This is a genomic window from Mesorhizobium sp. NZP2234 (assembly GCF_013170765.1).
GTDB classification, from domain to species: Bacteria; Pseudomonadota; Alphaproteobacteria; order Rhizobiales; family Rhizobiaceae; genus Mesorhizobium; species Mesorhizobium loti_D.
Genome location: NZ_CP033364.1, coordinates 4,363,286 through 4,380,481, shown reverse-complemented (window position 1 = coordinate 4,380,481; position 17,196 = coordinate 4,363,286). Strand labels below are relative to the sequence as shown.

Annotated in this window: 20 protein-coding genes and 3 tRNA genes; 16 read left to right on the top strand and 7 right to left on the bottom strand. The window is 61.7% G+C overall.

What is annotated here, in order from left to right; genetic code table 11:
- Positions 1-70 precede the first annotated feature (70 nt).
- Complete coding sequence (gene bhcR / locus EB230_RS21595) at positions 71-892, bottom strand: HTH-type transcriptional regulator BhcR (protein ID WP_056566431.1); 822 nt, start codon at positions 890-892, stop codon at positions 71-73.
- 212 nt (positions 893-1,104) lie between these two features.
- On the opposite strand from bhcR, the gene gcl reads away from it, so the two are divergent.
- Genes gcl through EB230_RS21580 form a run of 3 tightly spaced genes read left to right on the top strand, consistent with a single transcriptional unit; the run spans position 1,105 to position 4,729 of the window.
- Positions 1,105-2,886, top strand: coding sequence for a glyoxylate carboligase (gene gcl / locus EB230_RS21590; protein WP_172373928.1), 1,782 nt, complete (start codon positions 1,105-1,107; stop codon positions 2,884-2,886).
- Between the two features lie 17 nt (positions 2,887-2,903).
- Complete coding sequence (otnI, locus tag EB230_RS21585) at positions 2,904-3,701, top strand: 2-oxo-tetronate isomerase (RefSeq protein WP_056566423.1); 798 nt, start codon at positions 2,904-2,906, stop codon at positions 3,699-3,701.
- Positions 3,608-4,729, top strand: a complete 1,122-nt coding sequence (locus tag EB230_RS21580) for a 2-hydroxy-3-oxopropionate reductase (protein ID WP_348646678.1) — start codon at positions 3,608-3,610, stop codon at positions 4,727-4,729. The genes otnI and EB230_RS21580 overlap by 94 nt, the downstream gene beginning before the upstream one ends.
- A gap of 119 nt (positions 4,730-4,848) precedes the next feature.
- Here EB230_RS21580 and EB230_RS21575 read toward each other — a convergent pair whose 3' ends face one another.
- A complete protein-coding gene (locus EB230_RS21575) occupies positions 4,849-5,697 on the bottom strand; it encodes an RNA methyltransferase (RefSeq protein WP_056566416.1) in 849 nt (282 codons plus the stop codon).
- Positions 5,698-5,899: 202 nt separating this feature from the next.
- Between EB230_RS21575 and EB230_RS21570 the strand changes: the two genes are divergently transcribed.
- Both EB230_RS21570 and EB230_RS21565 read left to right on the top strand, forming a co-directional pair.
- Positions 5,900-5,984, top strand: a tRNA-Tyr gene (locus EB230_RS21570).
- A 90-nt stretch (positions 5,985-6,074) separates the two neighbouring features.
- Positions 6,075-6,148 (top strand) — tRNA-Gly (locus EB230_RS21565).
- Positions 6,149-6,226: 78 nt separating this feature from the next.
- Here EB230_RS21565 and EB230_RS21560 read toward each other — a convergent pair.
- A complete protein-coding gene (locus EB230_RS21560; RefSeq protein WP_172373926.1) occupies positions 6,227-6,685 on the bottom strand; it encodes a YidB family protein in 459 nt (152 codons plus the stop codon).
- A gap of 130 nt (positions 6,686-6,815) precedes the next feature.
- Here EB230_RS21560 and EB230_RS21555 point away from each other — a divergent pair, with 130 nt between their 5' ends.
- A complete protein-coding gene (locus EB230_RS21555) occupies positions 6,816-7,073 on the top strand; it encodes a GlsB/YeaQ/YmgE family stress response membrane protein (protein WP_056566410.1) in 258 nt (85 codons plus the stop codon).
- Between the two features lie 162 nt (positions 7,074-7,235).
- On the opposite strand, the gene EB230_RS21550 is transcribed toward EB230_RS21555, so the two are convergent.
- Together EB230_RS21550 and EB230_RS21545 are read right to left on the bottom strand one after the other, a co-directional pair.
- Positions 7,236-7,373 carry a hypothetical protein gene (locus EB230_RS21550; RefSeq protein ID WP_171883312.1) on the bottom strand — a complete coding sequence of 46 codons (138 nt, stop codon included), beginning with the start codon at positions 7,371-7,373 and terminating at the stop codon, positions 7,236-7,238.
- A 118-nt stretch (positions 7,374-7,491) separates the two neighbouring features.
- On the bottom strand, positions 7,492-8,379 hold the full coding sequence (locus tag EB230_RS21545; RefSeq protein WP_172373925.1) for a DMT family transporter: 888 nt from the start codon (positions 8,377-8,379) through the stop codon (positions 7,492-7,494).
- Positions 8,380-8,672: 293 nt separating this feature from the next.
- Here EB230_RS21545 and tuf point away from each other — a divergent pair, with 293 nt between their 5' ends.
- The 4 genes from tuf (at position 8,673) to EB230_RS21525 (ending at position 12,457) form a co-directional block, all read left to right on the top strand.
- A complete protein-coding gene (gene tuf / locus EB230_RS21540) occupies positions 8,673-9,848 on the top strand; it encodes an elongation factor Tu (protein WP_010909256.1) in 1,176 nt (391 codons plus the stop codon).
- A 233-nt stretch (positions 9,849-10,081) separates the two neighbouring features.
- The gene (locus EB230_RS21535) at positions 10,082-11,656 is read left to right on the top strand and encodes a hypothetical protein (protein WP_246738991.1); all 1,575 of its coding nucleotides are present in this window, start codon (positions 10,082-10,084) and stop codon (positions 11,654-11,656) included.
- A gap of 87 nt (positions 11,657-11,743) precedes the next feature.
- The gene (locus tag EB230_RS21530; protein ID WP_172373923.1) at positions 11,744-12,229 is read left to right on the top strand and encodes a group II truncated hemoglobin; all 486 of its coding nucleotides are present in this window, start codon (positions 11,744-11,746) and stop codon (positions 12,227-12,229) included.
- Between the two features lie 152 nt (positions 12,230-12,381).
- Positions 12,382-12,457: transfer RNA gene (locus EB230_RS21525), tRNA-Trp, on the top strand.
- Between the two features lie 67 nt (positions 12,458-12,524).
- Here EB230_RS21525 and EB230_RS21520 read toward each other — a convergent pair.
- Entirely contained in the window at positions 12,525-13,076 is a 552-nt protein-coding gene (locus EB230_RS21520; RefSeq protein WP_172373922.1) for an inorganic diphosphatase, read from the bottom strand.
- Positions 13,077-13,162: 86 nt separating this feature from the next.
- Between EB230_RS21520 and EB230_RS21515 the strand changes: the two genes are divergently transcribed.
- On the top strand, positions 13,163-13,372 hold the full coding sequence (locus EB230_RS21515; protein ID WP_172373921.1) for a hypothetical protein: 210 nt from the start codon (positions 13,163-13,165) through the stop codon (positions 13,370-13,372).
- 54 nt (positions 13,373-13,426) lie between these two features.
- Here the strand turns inward: EB230_RS21515 and EB230_RS21510 are convergent, their stop codons facing one another.
- The gene (locus tag EB230_RS21510) at positions 13,427-13,603 is read right to left on the bottom strand and encodes a hypothetical protein (protein ID WP_155772409.1); all 177 of its coding nucleotides are present in this window, start codon (positions 13,601-13,603) and stop codon (positions 13,427-13,429) included.
- A 179-nt stretch (positions 13,604-13,782) separates the two neighbouring features.
- Here EB230_RS21510 and EB230_RS21505 point away from each other — a divergent pair, with 179 nt between their 5' ends.
- The 5 genes from EB230_RS21505 (at position 13,783) to rplA (ending at position 16,845) form a co-directional block, all read left to right on the top strand.
- Positions 13,783-13,974 carry a hypothetical protein gene (locus EB230_RS21505; RefSeq protein ID WP_056568378.1) on the top strand — a complete coding sequence of 64 codons (192 nt, stop codon included), beginning with the start codon at positions 13,783-13,785 and terminating at the stop codon, positions 13,972-13,974.
- Positions 13,975-14,763: 789 nt separating this feature from the next.
- Positions 14,764-14,967, top strand: a complete 204-nt coding sequence (gene secE / locus EB230_RS21500) for a preprotein translocase subunit SecE (RefSeq protein ID WP_010909260.1) — start codon at positions 14,764-14,766, stop codon at positions 14,965-14,967.
- A 29-nt stretch (positions 14,968-14,996) separates the two neighbouring features.
- Positions 14,997-15,524: a transcription termination/antitermination protein NusG gene (gene nusG / locus EB230_RS21495; protein ID WP_010909261.1), complete on the top strand. Its 528-nt coding sequence runs from the start codon at positions 14,997-14,999 to the stop codon at positions 15,522-15,524.
- Between the two features lie 189 nt (positions 15,525-15,713).
- A complete protein-coding gene (rplK, locus tag EB230_RS21490) occupies positions 15,714-16,142 on the top strand; it encodes a 50S ribosomal protein L11 (RefSeq protein ID WP_010909262.1) in 429 nt (142 codons plus the stop codon).
- 4 nt (positions 16,143-16,146) lie between these two features.
- On the top strand, positions 16,147-16,845 hold the full coding sequence (gene rplA, locus EB230_RS21485) for a 50S ribosomal protein L1 (protein ID WP_056568375.1): 699 nt from the start codon (positions 16,147-16,149) through the stop codon (positions 16,843-16,845).
- The last annotated feature ends 351 nt before the right edge of the window (positions 16,846-17,196 follow it).

Genomic DNA, 17,196 nt, shown 5'->3' with positions numbered 1-17,196 from the left:
GGCCTTGACGAGCAGGACCCCGGGGGGACCGGACTGCGACCAGGAACGCATTGCCTGGGCAAGCTGCTGATCAACCGGCTTGCGCGCCGCCGATCATCCTGGTCACTTCGGCCGCGGCACCGCGCACCATCGGGCCGATCTCGGCCAGCCGCTCCGGCGTCACCCGCACGGTCGGCCCCGACACGGAGACACCGCCGATCGGCTCGCCGAATTCGTTGAAGATGGCGGCGGCCACGCAACGCATGCCGGGGTGCCGTTCCTCGTCGTCGACCGACCAGCCGCGTTGCTTGATGACGGCCAGGTCGTGGGCAAGGGCAGGGATCTCGGACAGCGTCTTGTCGGTGAAGCGCTGCAGGCCGGCCTTGCGCAAGATGGTCCCGACGCGCTCCGGTTCGAGATGCGCCAGCACCGCCTTGCCGATGCCCGACGCGTGGAAGGGGCTGCGCGTTCCCGGGCGGAAGAAGGCGCGGATCGCCTGGTGCGTCTCGACCTGGCTGACGAACACCACGCAATCATCCTCGGCGACACCGAGATTGGCGGTCTCGCCGGTCTTTTCCATCAGTTCCTGCATGACGATGCGGGCGCGGTCGACCAGCTTGCGGCGGCGCAGGAACGCCGCGCCCATGCGGTAGGTCTCGACGCCGATCGACCACAACTGGTCTGATGTGTCGAACTCGACCATGCGGTGGTTTTCGAGCGTCGTCAGCATGCGGTAGGCGGTGGAGGCGGCAAGGCCGCTTTGCGCCGATATCTCGCTCAGCGACAGGCCGTTGCCCTCCGCCACGATGGCCAGGATGCGCAACGCCCGGTCGAGCGATTGCACCGAACTGGCCTCGGATGGCCCGTTGAAAGCGCGGGGCCGACCACGCTGCCGTTTCTCAGTGGTTTCCATGACGCCAGTCTCGCCGATTTCTCCAAACGTGCAATGAAAAAGTTTTTCAATTAGGCGGAGAGAAAAATCCTGGAAAACCGAAAACCGAATAAAATCAGGGCATAGGAGCCATTCTCTAGAAATGAAAAAATATTCTGAAAAAATTGAAAAATAGCCGGCTTGCTGAGATAACAGGCCATCCAACAATGACAAACCCTGTGGAGGGCCGGAAAATGGCCAGGATGCGCGCTGTCGATGCGGCGGTTCTTGTTCTCGAAAAGGAAGGTATTTCCTGCGCCTTCGGCGTGCCGGGTGCGGCGATCAATCCGCTCTATTCGGCGCTCAAGGGTCGGGGCACCATCCGCCATGTTCTCGCCCGCCACGTCGAGGGCGCCTCGCATATGGCCGAAGGTTACACCCGCGCCAAGGCGGGCAATATCGGACTGTGCATCGGCACTTCGGGCCCGGCCGGTACCGACATGATCACCGGGCTTTATTCGGCATCAGCCGATTCCATTCCGATCCTGTGCATCACCGGCCAGGCACCGCGTGCACGGCTGAACAAGGAGGATTTCCAGGCGGTCGACATCGCCGCCATCGCGGCACCCGTCGCCAAATGGGCTGTCACCGTCATGGAACCTTATCTCGTCCCCATGGCGCTGCAGAAGGCATTTCACCTCATGCGCTCGTCGCGGCCTGGCCCGGTACTGATCGACCTGCCGGTCGACGTGCAACTGGCTGAGATCGAATTCGACATCGACGCCTATGAACCGTTGGCTCCTTTCAAGCCGGCGATGACGCGGGCCCAGGCGGAAAAAGCGCTGACCATGCTCAACGCGGCCGACAAGCCGTTGATCGTCGCCGGCGGCGGGATCATCAATGCCGATGCATCCGACCTGTTGATCGAGTTCGCCGAAATCACCGGCGTTCCGGTCATCCCGACGCTGATGGGCTGGGGCGCGATTCCGGACGACCACCGGCTGATGGCCGGCATGTGCGGCCTGCAGACGTCGCATCGCTACGGCAATGCGACGATGCTGGAGGCCGACTTCGTCTTCGGCATCGGCAACCGCTGGGCCAACCGCCACACCGGCTCGGTCGACGTCTACACCAGGGGCAAGAAGTTCATCCATGTCGACATCGAGCCGACACAGATCGGACGCGTCTTCGCCCCGGACCTCGGCGTTGTGTCCGATGCGGGTGCCGCGCTGAAGATGCTGCTCGACGTCGCCACTGAGTGGAAGACGGCCGGAAAGCTGCGCGACTGGTCCGGCTGGGCAAGGGAGTGCCAGGGCCGCAAGAAGACGATGAAACGCAAGACGCATTTCGACCAGGTGCCGCTGAAGCCGCATCGCGTCTATGAGGAGATGAACAAGGCGTTCGGCCGTGACGTCACCTATGTCACCACGATCGGTCTGTCGCAGATCGCCGGGGCGCAGTTCCTGCATGTCTACAAGCCGCGCAACTGGATCAATTGCGGTCAGGCCGGCCCTCTCGGCTGGACGCTGCCCGCCGCGCTTGGCGTTCGCGCAGCCGACCCGGACCGCACCATCGTGGCGCTGTCGGGCGATTATGATTTCCAGTTCATGATCGAGGAACTGGCGGTCGGCGCGCAGCATAAGCTGCCCTACATCCATGTCGTCGTGAACAACGCCTATCTCGGCCTGATCCGCCAGGCGCAGCGCGGCTTCTCGATGGATTATGAGGTCAGCCTCGCCTTCGAGAACATCAACCGGTCAGGCGATCCGGAGGCGGGCTATGGCGTCGACCATGTCGCCGTGGCCGAGGCGATGGGCTGCAAGGCGGTCCGGGTGCGCAAGCCCGAGGAATTCGCCGCCGCCTTCAGAGAGGCGCAACGGCTGATGAAGGAGCACCAGGTTCCCGTCGTGCTCGAATTCATCCTCGAGCGCGTCACCAACATCTCGATGGGCACCGAGATCGACAAGATCACCGAATTCGAGGACCTTGCCGAACATCAGGAAGACGCCCCGACCGCGATCGTGATGCTCGACTGATAAGAGGGACAAGAAGAATGCCACGTTTTTCAGCCAACCTGTCGATGCTTTTTGGCGAGCATGATTTCCTCGATCGCTTCGACGCAGCAGCGCGCGCGGGCTTCAAGGGCATCGAATATATCGGCCCTTACGACCATGCGCCCGAGGTGGTGGCCGCGAGGCTGAAGAAGAACGGCCTGACCCAGGTGCTGTTCAACCTGCCGGCCGGCGACTGGGGCAAGGGCGAGCGCGGCATCGCCGTACTGCCGGACCGCGTGCCGGAATTCCGCCAGGGCATCGCCGAGGCGATCACCTATGCACAGGCGCTCGGCTGCCCGCAGGTAAACTGCCTGGCCGGCATCGCGCCTGCCGGCGCCGACCGCAAGGTGCTGGAGGATGTTTTCGCCGAAAACCTGGCCTTCGCCGCGGAAAAACTGGAGCAGGCCGGCATCCGGCTGCTGATCGAGCCGATCAACACCCGCGACATTCCGGGCTTCTTCCTGAACTATTCAGAACAGGCGCTGGCGCTGATCGACCGGGTCGGCTCAAGAAACCTGTTCCTGCAATACGACATCTATCACATGCAGATCATGGAGGGGGATCTCGCCCGTAAAATCGAGGCGAACCTCGGCCGCATCGCGCATATCCAGCTTGCGGACAATCCGGGCCGCCACGAGCCGGGAACGGGCGAGATCAATTATCCCTTCCTCTACGACCACATCGACCGCATCGGCTATTCCGGCTGGATCGGCGCGGAATACAAGCCGAAGGCCGGCACCGAGGCCGGACTGGGCTGGTTCCGGGACTTGGCCGGGCAGGGAAGCGCGGCGGCTTAGGCGGAGCGCTTCGCTTCTCCCGTCACTATACGGGGAGAAGGTGCCGGCGGGCGGATGAGGGGCAGCGCCAACCTTCGACGAGTTCGAGCAGAGACTTCAGGAGAACCATAATGGAAACCATAGGCTTCATCGGCCTCGGCATCATGGGCGCGCCGATGGCGGGGCATCTGCTGGATGCCGGCTACAAGGTCATCGCCAGCGATCATCGCTCCAAGCCGCCGGCGGATCTCGTCGCTAAGGGGCTGAAGTCGGTCTCCGGCCACGCCGCCGTCGCCAAGGCGGCCGACATCATCATCACCATGGTGCCGGATACGCCGCAGGTCGCCGATGTGCTGTTCGGCGACAACGGCGTCGCCTCCGGTTTGAGCAAAGGCAAGCTGGTCATCGACATGAGCTCGATCTCGCCGATCGAGACCAGGACCTTCGCCAAGAAGATCAACGAGCTCGGCTGCGACTATCTCGACGCGCCGGTGTCCGGCGGCGAGGTCGGCGCCAGGGCGGCGTCGCTCACCATCATGGTCGGTGGCGAGGACAAGCCCTTCGAGCGCGCAAAACCCGTCTTCGAGAAGATGGGCAAGAACATCACTTTGGTCGGCCCGAACGGGGTCGGCCAGACCACCAAGGTCGCCAACCAGATCGTCGTCGCGCTGACCATTGAAGCCGTCGCAGAAGCGCTTGTTTTTGCATCGAAAGCCGGCGCCGATCCGGCCAAGGTCAGGCAGGCGCTGATGGGTGGGCTGGCAGCCTCGCGCATTCTCGAAGTGCATGGCGAGCGCATGGTCAAGCGCACCTTCGCGCCGGGCTTCCGGATCGAACTGCACCAGAAGGATCTCAACCTGGCACTGGAGGGCGCCAAGGCGCTCGGTGTGTCATTGCCAAACACGTCGACCACGCAGCAGTTGTTCAATTCCTGCGCCGCCAATGGCGGCGCGAAGGAAGATCATTCGGCGCTCGTCAGGGCCCTGGAACGGATGGCCAATTTCGAGGTTGGCGGCGAAGCAGCCTCAGTTCACGGCAAAGCGGCATAGGTCGGGAGAAGGCGACGTAACGTTCCCAAGTCGCCAACTTCCGTCCGTCGAAGAACGGGTTTCGGCGTCTGTCGCCGGGACCCGTTCTCGTTTGGAGCAAATAGTCTGCCGCTTTCGGCTCAGCCGCGCTTCAAGAATGCCCGCGCCGCATAAAGGCTCACCGCCGCGGCGTTCGACACGTTGAGCGAGCGGATGGCGCCGGGCATATCGAGCCGCGCCAGCGTCGTCACCGTCTCGCGCGTCTTCTGGCGCAGGCCCTTGCCTTCGGCGCCGAGCACCAGCGCGATCCTGTCGCCGGCAAAGCTGGTCTCGAGTTCCGCCGGCCCGTCCGAATCAAGCCCGATCGTCTGGAAGCCGGCCTCATGCAGTTGCCCGAGCGCGTCGGCCAGGTTCTTCACCTCGATCTGGTCGATATGTTCCAGGGCGCCGGAGGCGGATTTCGCCAGCACGCCCGATTCCTGCGGGCTGTGGCGCGCCGTGGTGATCAGCGCGCCGGCCCCGAAGGCGACCGCCGAGCGCAGGATGGCGCCGACATTGTGGGGATCGGTGACCTGGTCGAGCACCAGCACCAGCTTGGTGTCGCCGAGCGCGTCCAAGCGCTTGGGCTTCAGCGGTTCCGCCTCGATCAGCACGCCCTGATGCACGGCATCCGATCCGGTGATCTTATCGATGTCCCTGGGTTCGACCAGTTCCGCCTTGAAGGGCAGGGCGGCAAGATCGGCAATCTCGAGACGCTCGGCCGCATTGCGCGTCACCAGCATTTTGCGAATCTTGCGGCGCGGATTGTCGAGTGCCGCCCGCACCGTGTGCAGGCCATAAAGCCGCACCAGGCCGTCGGCGGTGTTTTCGCCGGGCGGAACGGGCTGGCGCGGCCGGAACGCCGGCGCGCCGCCGTTTTTCTCGTCGCGAAAGGCGCGGCGCAGCTTGGCGTAATGGGTGTCTTTCGGGGTGTTGGAATTGTTGCTCATGGCCGGCTTCTATAGCTGTCTCCCGTGACCAAGGATATGCCTTGTCGCCGCAGCCGGCGAACAACATCGAAAAACCCTTCCTGCGCGGTTGACACCCAATGGCCTTGCCGCCATAAGGCGCTTCGCTGATTTCGGAGAAGACATCTATCTCGGGCTCCGGGATCGGCAAGAATGCCTCGTTGCATGGCTCCGGCGGCAGACTGGAGAGGTGCCCGAGTGGTTAAAGGGGACGGACTGTAAATCCGTTGGCTTAGCCTACGTTGGTTCGAATCCAACCCTCTCCACCACTGCCGGCCCGGAAGCCCTGAAACGAGAAAAGCATCGGGCCGAAAAGTGCATGGCGCTTTTCGGGTGAATCCGATACTTCAGTGCAAGGCGCGGGTATAGCTCAGTGGTAGAGCAGCAGCCTTCCAAGCTGAATATGCGGGTTCGATTCCCGCTACCCGCTCCAGATTTTCATCCCCGCCATCGGTAAGCCCGGACACTGCGCGACCAAACGCGCAGCGCTTCAGGCATAATCTGCGCCGCGTCAGCTGTTGAACGCCGATGCCACCTGGTGCTGCTGAGGCACCTGGCCGTTCGGTGTCAGTTTGTCGACGATGCCAGGCAGGGCGGTGGACAGCTGCTTGAGCAGCTCCTGTTCGTCCAGCCCGGTGCGTTGCGCGATCTCATGGATGACTTGCGGCCCAAGCGCGGCTCCGAGATCATTGGCGTTGATCGACTGGTTCTGCCCGGTGCCGACCCAGGAGTCCGCGGTGTTGCCGTGGCCGGCATCCCTGAGCTTGTCGAGCAGGCCGCCCAGACCGCCGAGCAGGCCGCCATCACTGGCGGTGGTTCCGGCAGGGGTTGGGTCGGCTGGCGCAGGCGCTTGATCCGGCTGTTCGGCACTTCTGCCGCTCAGCATCTTTCCGACCAGCAATGCGCCAAGCGCGATCATCAGCGGTTTGGTGATGTTGCCGCCGGGAACGGCGTTGTCAAAAAGTCCCATAGTGGATCCTCCATCTCAACCAAGCCCGGCCCATCCGCAACAATGGCGCATCCGGCCGGAATTTCAAGCTGGCTTGAGGTTTTGACAATCATATGAAAATGTTGGGGCGGCGGGGGATGGAGAGGAAAAAATGTCAATCATCAGCTGGATCATACTCGGCGTCATCGCCGGCTTCCTGGGCAGCAAGATCGTCAACAAGACCGGCCAGGGCATGATAATGGATATCGTGCTTGGCATTGTCGGCGCCATTGTCGGCGGCCTGATCTTCAGTGCCTTCGGCGCGTCGGGCGTCACTGGCCTCAACATCTACAGCCTGATCGTCGCGGTGGTTGGCGCGGTGGTTGTGCTGTGGGCCTACCATCAGTTCAGCGGACGCCGGACGCTTTAGGGCAATTCCAGGAAAAGTGTTAGGCGGTTTTCCCATAGGAATTGCGCCAAAACAAAAGGCTGGAGCGGTCGCCGTTTCCGCGAAACGGTGGACCGCTTTAGGCGCAGGGCGGATCGTCCGAAATTCGAATTTCGGCCGAGGCAAGACCTGCTTCGGGCTTGCCTATGGCATCAGCACCGCATCGGCCGCGGCGAAGAAGATCAGCGTTCCCGCGATGAATACCGCCCAGCCGACCAGCGATTTGCGAATGGCGGCCTTGTGCTCGGCGTCGGAACTCTTGTTCTGGTCAAAATCGGTCATGGGGAACCTCCCTTGGCTGAATTGATCATGTCTTCGCCGAATGGACGATACATGGCCGAATAGACGATCAATCTGGCCTCTGCAACAGCGGCGCAAGACAGGCGCGATGGCGCCGATACTAGGCTACGACAGTCAGCCTCCGTTTGCGCTGGTCCAGCGACACGATCGTCAGTCCGCTGGCCACCACCAGCAGGATGCCGCAGATCGCCAGCGTGTTAGGGAACTGCCCGAACACCAGCAGGCCTGAAATGACGGCCCAGACGGTGAAGCAGTAGTAGAACGGCGCCACCGCGCTGGTCGGCCCGACGCGATAGGCCATGAAGATGAAGAAATGGCCGAAGATCAGGAAAAACCCGGCACCGGCCATCAGCAGCAAATGGCGCCCCTCGGGCATGACCCATTGCTCGGATATCAGATGCGCGGCACCCGCGCCGACCAGCACCACCAAGACGGCGGAAATCGCCACGATCATCCCGGGCACTTCCGCGGGGACATGCCTGCCGGCAAGGTCGCGCGCGGCCGACAGCGCCGCATTGCCGAGCGCCAGCAGGGCATAGACCGAAATGCCTTGCATGGTAGGCTGCGCCACCATCAGGGCGCCGATGAAGCCGATCCCGATCAGCGCCATGCGCTGGCCGCCGATGCGTTCGCCAAACAGGATCGACGAGCCGACCAGCATCAACAGCGGCGTGATTTGTCCGAGCGCGGTGGAATCGGCGATTTGCATGTTGGCGAGTGCAACGACATAGCAAAGAATCGCCGCCAGCTCGAGCAGGTTTCGGCGCAGCACATGGCCGTCGAAGATCAGTGGAATCTGCTTGCCATAGCCGAGCAGGAACAGCAGCGGGAAGCCCCAGAGTGTTGCCGCGGCCCCGCGCAGGAACAGCACCTCGTAGGAGGGCAAGCCCGCCGTTGCGAGTTTCATCATCGTATCGTTGACGAGATACGACCCCGTCGAAACGATCATGAACAGCGGGCCGCGGATTGAAGCAGGGATGAAATGCATGAGGTCAGGAGATCAGACGTCGGTCGCCACCGCAATAGGCCATCAGTCGGCCGCGAGCCGGACAGGGATCGGCGGGCAAGAGCGCTTGACGCAGACCTCGATCGGCCGGCCTGTCACCCATTTCATTTCGTGCCGAGCCTTCCTATATCAGCGCCACATCCCGCAATCGGATCCCAGGTTCGGACTGAGTGAGACGGCACCCAGCCAAAAGACGCTTGTGTTTTTTGGCCTTTGTCGCTAATCGCCCCGCATTCGACTGAACTGAAGGTCAAGGCCGTCCAAGGAAAGAGACTATGGCAAAAGGTAAATTCGAGCGCACTAAGCCTCATGTGAACATCGGCACGATTGGTCACGTTGACCATGGCAAGACGTCGCTGACGGCGGCGATCACGAAGTATTTTGGCGAGTACAAGCGCTACGACCAGATCGATGCGGCACCGGAAGAGAAGGCGCGCGGCATCACGATCTCGACGGCCCACGTCGAATACGAGACGGCCAACCGCCACTACGCCCATGTCGACTGCCCCGGCCACGCCGACTATGTGAAGAACATGATCACCGGCGCCGCGCAGATGGACGGCGCGATCCTGGTCGTTTCGGCCGCCGACGGCCCGATGCCGCAGACCCGCGAGCATATCCTGCTCGCCCGTCAGGTCGGCGTGCCGTCGATCGTGGTGTTCCTGAACAAGGTCGACCAGGTCGACGACGCCGAGCTGCTCGAGCTGGTCGAGCTCGAGGTTCGCGAGCTTCTGTCGAAGAACGAATTCCCCGGCGACGACATTCCGATCGTCAAGGGTTCGGCGCTGGCCGCTCTTGAGGATTCGAACAAGACGATCGGCGAGGACGCGATCCGCGAGCTGATGGCTCAGGTCGACGCCTACATCCCGACCCCGGTTCGTCCGCTCGACAAGCCGTTCCTGATGCCGATCGAGGACGTGTTCTCGATCTCGGGCCGCGGCACGGTCGTGACCGGCCGCGTCGAGCGCGGCGTGGTCAAGGTTGGCGAGGAACTCGAGATCATCGGCATCCGTCCGACGACCAAGACGACCTGCACGGGCGTGGAAATGTTCCGCAAGCTGCTCGATCAGGGCCAGGCTGGCGACAACATCGGCGCGCTGCTGCGCGGCGTTGATCGTGAAGGTGTCGAGCGCGGCCAGGTTCTGGCCAAGCCGGGCACGGTGAAGCCGCACAAGAAGTTCGTGGCCGAAGCCTACATCCTGACCAAGGACGAAGGTGGCCGTCACACGCCGTTCTTCACCAACTACCGCCCGCAGTTCTACTTCCGCACGACCGACGTGACCGGCATCGTGTCGCTGCCGGCCGGCACCGAGATGGTGATGCCTGGCGACAACATCACGGTCGATGTCGAGCTGATCGTGCCGATCGCCATGGAAGAGAAGCTGCGCTTCGCCATCCGTGAAGGCGGCCGCACCGTCGGTGCCGGCATCGTCGTCACCATCAAGGAATAATCGACGCCGGCATTGGCCGGATCGACACGGAAAGGGCGGTCTTCGGACCGCCCTTTTTTGTTTCCAGGCAGCCGGGACAGCCGTCAGCCGCAATAATTTCAAAGCTGTTGCAAGCGCCATCGCGCCAACTAGTATGGCTTGCATTGCGGGAGCTTGGCGAAAGAGTGGTTCCAGGGCGCTGTTTCGAGGCATGGTGGTTGCGGGCGCTGGTCCGTGTCGTGCTGTTGACGGCCATGGTGCTGTCGGTCTCGGCGGCGCAGGCTCAGGAGCAGTCGCTGGACATACCGTCGATGCGGTTCGCGGTCGTGCGCAGCAATGTGCCGGGCTGCGAGCCCAATTGTCCCGAATGGATATCGGCTGAAGGCACCATCGAGGCGGGCACGCCATCGCTGTTCAAGCGCACGCTCAAGGCGCTCAAAGGCCGCCAATTGCCCGTGGTCGTCAATTCCCCCGGCGGCAACGTCGATGCTGCGGTGACCCTCGGCCGGATGATCCGCAAGAACAGGCTCGATATCGCCGTCGGCACGACGGCGTTTTCCGGCTGCGAGCCGCGGATGAAGGATTGCAAGGACAAGGGCACCGACTACTTTGGCACAGCCTATGACAACGGCGCCATGTGCAACTCTGCTTGCCCGCTGATGTTTTCCGGCGGAATTCGCCGCGTGGTCGGGGACTTCGCCTATCTCGGCGTCCACCAGATCACCACCACCTACCAGCGCGAGAAGCTGCTCTATCGGACCACCTACCGGATCGTGAACGGCAGGAAGAAGATCATCAGCACCAAAATTGTCAGCCGGAGGAACGCGGGCAGCTACAAGACCTACGAAATGAGCAAGGCGGTCGAGAAGAAGCTTTCGGCCTATCTGAAAGGCATGGGGATAGGCGACGGCGTACTGCTGACGATGAAGAACACGCCGGCCACCGATATCCATCAATTGGTTCTCCAAAACATGCTTCGGATGAACCTCGTCACGTCCCTGGACACCGTCGAGCTTTTCACCGCCAGCACGATCTGCAAGGCAGATCCGATGCCGGCGAATTGCCGGGAGATATTGACGGACAAGGACAAAGGGACAAGGCCGGCCAATGTCGCGACCGCCCAGGCAGGCCCCGCTCTACCCTCGTCGGCCAGGACTACGGCGCCAAAGGAAGCGGACATGCGTTTTGTGTTCGTCCGCGGCAGCAACCCGCTGTGCGATCCCGACTGCCCGGAATGGATCTCGGCGGAGGGTACGATCACCGCGCGGACGCCGGAAAGCTTGCGCCAGGCGCTCGATGCCGTCGCCGGCCGGCGGCTGCCGATCGTCATCAGCTCGCGAGGAGGAGATGTCGAGGGCGCGCTTGCGGCGGGCAGGCTCATCCGGGAACGCAGGCTCGACGTTGTCGTCGCTCACACCGATTTCGTGGATTGCGATCCCTCGGCGGATTGCCTGGCCAAGGAGGGCGTCCATGGCGGGCTCACCATCGAATCGGAGGGCGAATGTGCTTCGGCCTGTCCGATCATGGTTGCCGGTGGCGTCAGACGCTTGATTGGTCCGGCCGTGCGCCTAAGCGTGGGATCCCTTGGCTTTCAGGACAAGGTCGATGCGTATCTCGAGGAAATGGCGGTCAGGCCTGGCCTGTTCGCCATTTCCCCGGATCAACAGCAGCTTGATCGTGAGACGATACTCAAATTCGGGCTGGCGACCGGACGTCAGTCTGCTGACGAAATGACAGGCGCCACCATATGCAGATCGGTTCCGAGGCCCGACAATTGCCGGGTCGTGCCGTCTGCCAATGCCGAAGCCGACATGCCGGCCAAACTGTAACGTCGCGTATGTTGAACTGGCCATCGAGGCAGGTTGAGGCCGGCCGGGTCTTTCCGCTACCGTCAGCGGCATCGAGGACAGGTGACCATGCGCAAGGACGTTCCGACACTCTACGAATGGGCCGGCGGCAGCGAAGCCCTGAACCGGCTGACACGGACCTTTTATGACAAGGTGGCGCAGGACCCGGTCGTCGGGCCGGTGTTCAAGGCCATGTCGCCAGACCATCCCGCCCATGTCGCGGCCTTCATCGGCGAGGTCTTCGGTGGACCGAAGACCTACAGCGAAAAGTTCGGCGGCCACCGCGAGATGGTCATGCATCATCTGGGCAAGCATTTGACCGAGGAGCAGCGCCGCCGCTGGATCAACCTGCTCGCCGATGCCGCCGATGCCGTTGGCCTGCCCGACGATCCCGAGTTCCGTTCGGCCTTCATGGGCTATGTCGAATGGGGATCGCGGCTGGCCAAGATGAATTCCAATCTGGGCGAGACTTGCGATCCGGAAACCGAACCGATGCCGGCCTGGGGTTGGGGCGTGCCTGGCGGGCCATACAAGCCGCCGGCCGTGAAATCGTAGTCGTAGACGTCCAGAACAGGCCGAAGCGGCGGCCAGTCATCGGTGGTCCGGATCTCCGGCGAGGGGATGAAGGCGCGTTTGCGTGCAAACCACTCTTTACACAGAGCGCGGAAGCTTTTAGGAAACCCCTGCTGCGCCGAGGCGCACACGATACGGGCATAGCTCAGTTGGTAGAGCGGCGGTCTCCAAAACCGCAGGTCGTAGGTTCGAGCCCTGCTGCCCGTGCCATTTTCCCAGGAAAATCGCGACAAAGGATTGGATGCCGTTCGGTTGGCGGGAATAGCCAGCCGAACGATTAGCCCTTAATACGGCTTGATCCGCGAGCAGCAAAGGCCTTCATGCCCTTGCGGATCGCTCGTAATGCCTCGTCAGCGCATTGCCAGCCCTTGAATTTGATGGTTTTTCCGGTCCCAAGCACCGATGAGAGAAAGAACTGCTCGATTTCCCGCCTGAGGTGCTCGGGCACTTGGTCTGCGACCGCGGGCTCGTCTTCCGCATCCTCCTTGTGAGGACAGAAAATGTATCGATCATTGCGGATTGCCTTGCCGTCCCGATCCTTCTGCTTGACACGCAACGCACCCAGCAAGTGGCATTTGATGATCACGCCTGGCGCGGTAGTCGCCTGATGAATAACGAGCCCATCAAGAGGGTCACCATCCTCGCCCAATGTGGAGGGAACAAAGCCCCAATCGTAAGGATAACTCATTCCAACCGGCAAAGGGCGGACATATCCAAAAACCTGCGTCGCCGGATCATAGGCCAATTTCGCCGCGGCACCACGTGGGGTTTCGATCACCACTCTGATCAGGGCATTCGCCGTTGTCGGCAGCTTTAGAAAGTTGGGCATCAAGACGCCTCGCAGATGTGGGTCGGCTCTGGAACTTCGGGGCGTGAAGAATGTTCCGAAGTGCAGCCTTCAAGGAGATTTCAGGCATGACAAAAGCTGCTCTGCAAATGCTCAAGGGTGTGGGCTATTTGATTTCAACGCTGAGCGTTGTCCTCCTCGCCATCGTGAGTTGGAAAAGCGCTTCACAAAGTCCGCTGCTCGTCGCCTGCTTACTTGGCGGCGCCGCAGCGTCGATCGCCGGTATGTTCTGCCGATGGCTAACATACGAGATCGAAAGGCGTCAGGAGCACAAGTAGGCTCTCTGAAAGCGGACGGCGCCGGGTCTGCCGATCGCAAAGCCGCTTCCGGCTCTAATCTGGATTGCTTCGGCGTTGCGCCGTAACTTGTGGGCTGCCTGCCTGCAAAGCCAATCGCTGTTCTCGTAGGCGCGCCGTCTTATCTTCCCTGGCCTTGCGTTCCGCATCCAGCACGACCTTGCTCTCGCGGTTCGCCCGTTCAATCTTTTCGCGATCGACGCGCCGCTTCATGACAGCCTCCTTTGGTCTGACGGCCAAAAAAGTGCCAACTTGAAAAAATGTTCCCTGGAAAATGAAGGCGATCAGACCCGGCTAGGACTGGATCCGGGTCAACCACATTTGATATTGAAAGCCACCTTGGCTGAGCGTTATGACAATAGGCGTTTCCCCATTGCTCGCGAGGCAACGCGATGGATGACGTGCTCCCAGATGGCATACGCCAACCAGCGGTCGAAGTGGTCGAAGCCTGCGGCGAATGGTTCGTGCGCGTGATCGAGGCGGATCAGGAAATTACCCGATCATTCGAACTGGAATCGTTCGCTCTAGCCTTTGCGGAAGGTCAGCGACTTCGCCTTGGTCTCGATAAGGTCGTACGGATCTAATGCCTCGGTTTTAAGATCCTGGCCTCTCGCAGAAGCGATGTCCAATTTAGCCCAAGGAAGACGATTAGCTCGCGGGCCTGGTTTTCGGTAATGCCGGTTTCTTCGACCAAACGGCGCACCACGCCGTCACCGCCTTTTTCCGGCGATTTGCCTAAATCCTCCGACATTTGCATTTGATGATGCCCCTTCCGAACACCCAACGGCACGGAACGAACAATGGTTCCGAGGGTGGCGATTGGGCGAGGCGGGTCGAGCTCCGCCGAACTGCGTCAAGCCGACCTCTGTAAAAGGCCCCAAGACATTCCGCCCAGCCGTTGATCCAATTTTCCTCGTCGAATACCGAATGTGCACCGGGGGCACGCGATGCAGTAAGGACAATCGGCCTGAAGAATCGCGGGTCGTAGGTTCAACCCCGCTACTCCTCCCATTCTCTAAATGGCCATCAAGAACCATATTTCTGCGGACCGGCCTTTGAAAACCGGCGACACGCTTGCCATATTAGCCCGATTGGGGCATAAGGGCGCCATAGCCGGGACGGAACGACTGGATGGTTCCGAGGCGGCGTTTGGTCATAAAGCGGACACTTGCCACTTGCGTGGATCAAGAATCGGTTTTATGTAGACGGAACAGGCACGCGACGCGTGGAGCTGGGAGGCCGGCTTTACGCGTCTGATTTGCATGGGCGAAATGATTGCGCTGATTCGGCGCGAGACTGGGCTCAGGCGGCATGTCCCGGCCAGCGGGATCATCCAGGAGGCCCGGCCAACGGGTCTTGAAGACAGGCGGCATATGGCTTCGAAAACCACAAATCCTTTCGTCTTTCTCCAGCAGGTTCGCTCGGAGACCGCCAAGGTGACTTGGCCGTCGCGGCGCGAAACGATGATCTCGACGGTGATGGTTCTGGCCTTCGCTGTGATTGCGATGATCTTTTTCTTCAGCGCCGATCAGTTGATGGGCCTCGCGATCGAACAGATTCTGGGCATTGGACGCTAAGTCCGGCGAATACGGAGAAGTCTAAAAAAATGGCTGCGCGCTGGTACATCGTCCACGCTTATTCGAACTTTGAAAAGAAGGTCGCCGAGGACATCGAGAATAAGGCCAAGCAGAAGGGCTTGTCCGCCGATATCGAGCAGATCGTGGTGCCGACCGAAAAGGTCGTCGAGGTTCGTCGTGGCCGCAAGGTCGATGCCGAGCGCAAGTTCTTCCCGGGCTACGTGCTCCTGAAGGCCAACCTGACCGATGCCGTGTTCTCCCTGGTGAAGAACACGCCGAAGGTCACCGGCTTTCTTGGCGACTCCAAGCCGGTGCCGATCACCGAGGCGGAAGCGCAGCGCATCCTGAACCAGGTGCAGGAAGGCGTCGAGCGGCCGAAGCCGTCGGTCACGTTCGAGATCGGCGAGGCGATCCGCGTTTCGGATGGTCCTTTCGCGTCGTTCAACGGTTTCGTCCAGGAAGTGGACGAGGAGCGGGCGCGGCTCAAGGTGGAAGTTTCGATCTTCGGGCGCGCCGTGCCCGTCGATCTGGAATTCGGACAGGTCGAAAAGGGCTGAGCCGAAATCCCCGATGTTGAGCCGGCGACGCCGGCTCGGCGATCGGGGGAGGCGGTGCGGAAACGCACGGCCTGAGAACGGTGGGAGGCGAATGTGGCTTTAGCCGGCCACGTGAACCGCACCACCAGACTGCAACCGCCGGTGTTTTCCCTGATGGTGGGGCCGGCATAGACAAAGGCAGGAAAAGAGATGGCTAAGAAAATTGCAGGCCAGCTCAAGCTCCAGGTTTCCGCGGGTTCGGCTACGCCGTCGCCCCCGATCGGCCCGGCGCTTGGTCAGCGTGGCATTAACATCATGGAGTTCTGCAAGGCGTTCAACGCGCAGACCCAGGAAATGGAAAAGGGATCGCCGGTTCCGGTCGTCATCACCTACTACCAGGACAAGTCGTTCACCTTCGTCATGAAGACGCCGCCGGTGAGCTACTTCCTGAAGAAGGCCGCGAACCTGAAGTCGGGCTCGAAGGAGCCGGGCAAGGTCAAGGCTGGCACCGTTTCGCGCGACAAGGTGCGCGAAATCGCGACCGCCAAGATGAAGGATCTGAACGCAAACGACGTCGAGGCGGCCATGCGCATGGTCGAGGGCTCCGCCCGCTCGATGGGTCTGGAAGTGGTGGGCTGAGATCATGGCAAAGATTGCAAAGCGTGTATCGAAGACCCGCGAAGGCATTGATCCCAACAAGGCTTATGCCCTGGGTGAAGCGCTGAAGCTGCTCAAGGACCGTTCCTCGGTCAAGTTCGACGAGACCGTCGAAGTCGCCATGAACCTCGGCGTCGACCCGCGCCATGCCGACCAGATGGTCCGCGGCGTGGTCAATCTGCCGAACGGCACCGGTCGCTCGGTTCGTGTCGCCGTGTTCGCCCGTGGCGACAAGGCAGAGGAAGCCAAGGCCGCCGGCGCCGACATCGTCGGCGCGGAAGACCTGGTCGACATCGTCCAGAAGGGCACGATCGATTTCGATCGCTGCATCGCCACGCCGGACATGATGCCGCTGGTCGGCCGTCTCGGCAAGGTGCTCGGCCCGCGCGGCATGATGCCGAACCCGAAGGTCGGCACCGTCACCACCGACGTCGCCGCCGCCGTCAAGGCATCGAAGGGCGGCGCGGTCGAGTTCCGTGTCGAGAAGGCCGGCATCGTTCATGCCGGCGTCGGCAAGGTCTCGTTCGACGTCAAGGCGCTCGAAGAGAACATCCGTGCCTTCGCCGATGCGGTGACCAAGGCAAAGCCGGCTGGCGCCAAGGGCAACTACGTCAAGAAGGTGTCGGTCACCTCGACGATGGGCCCGGGCCTCAAGCTCGACGTCGCGACGCTCGCTGCGTCCTGATTAGACAATTTGGATCGGCCGCTGAAAGGCCGATCCGAGACTGAATTCCGGGCCCCGGATTTATCCTGGGCCCGGTGCCGGAAGTCGAAAGGCTTCCGGACATCCTGTCCGAGATTGCAGGCGGCCCAAAAGCCTTAATTCATGTGGGCCTGCATGAGACGGGTGAAGACCCGACAAAGGAGCAAGTGCTCCAATGAAAGGTTCGAACCGTGTTTGCCTTTTGTCTGCGCATCGTCGGCTTGCCGCCGGTGTGGCGAAAGGGGGCAGGATCCTCGAGCGTCGTTCGGGAGATCCGTTACTGGATGGCCCGGCCGGCAAAAGGCAACCCGACGCCTGTCCTCGAAACAGGGC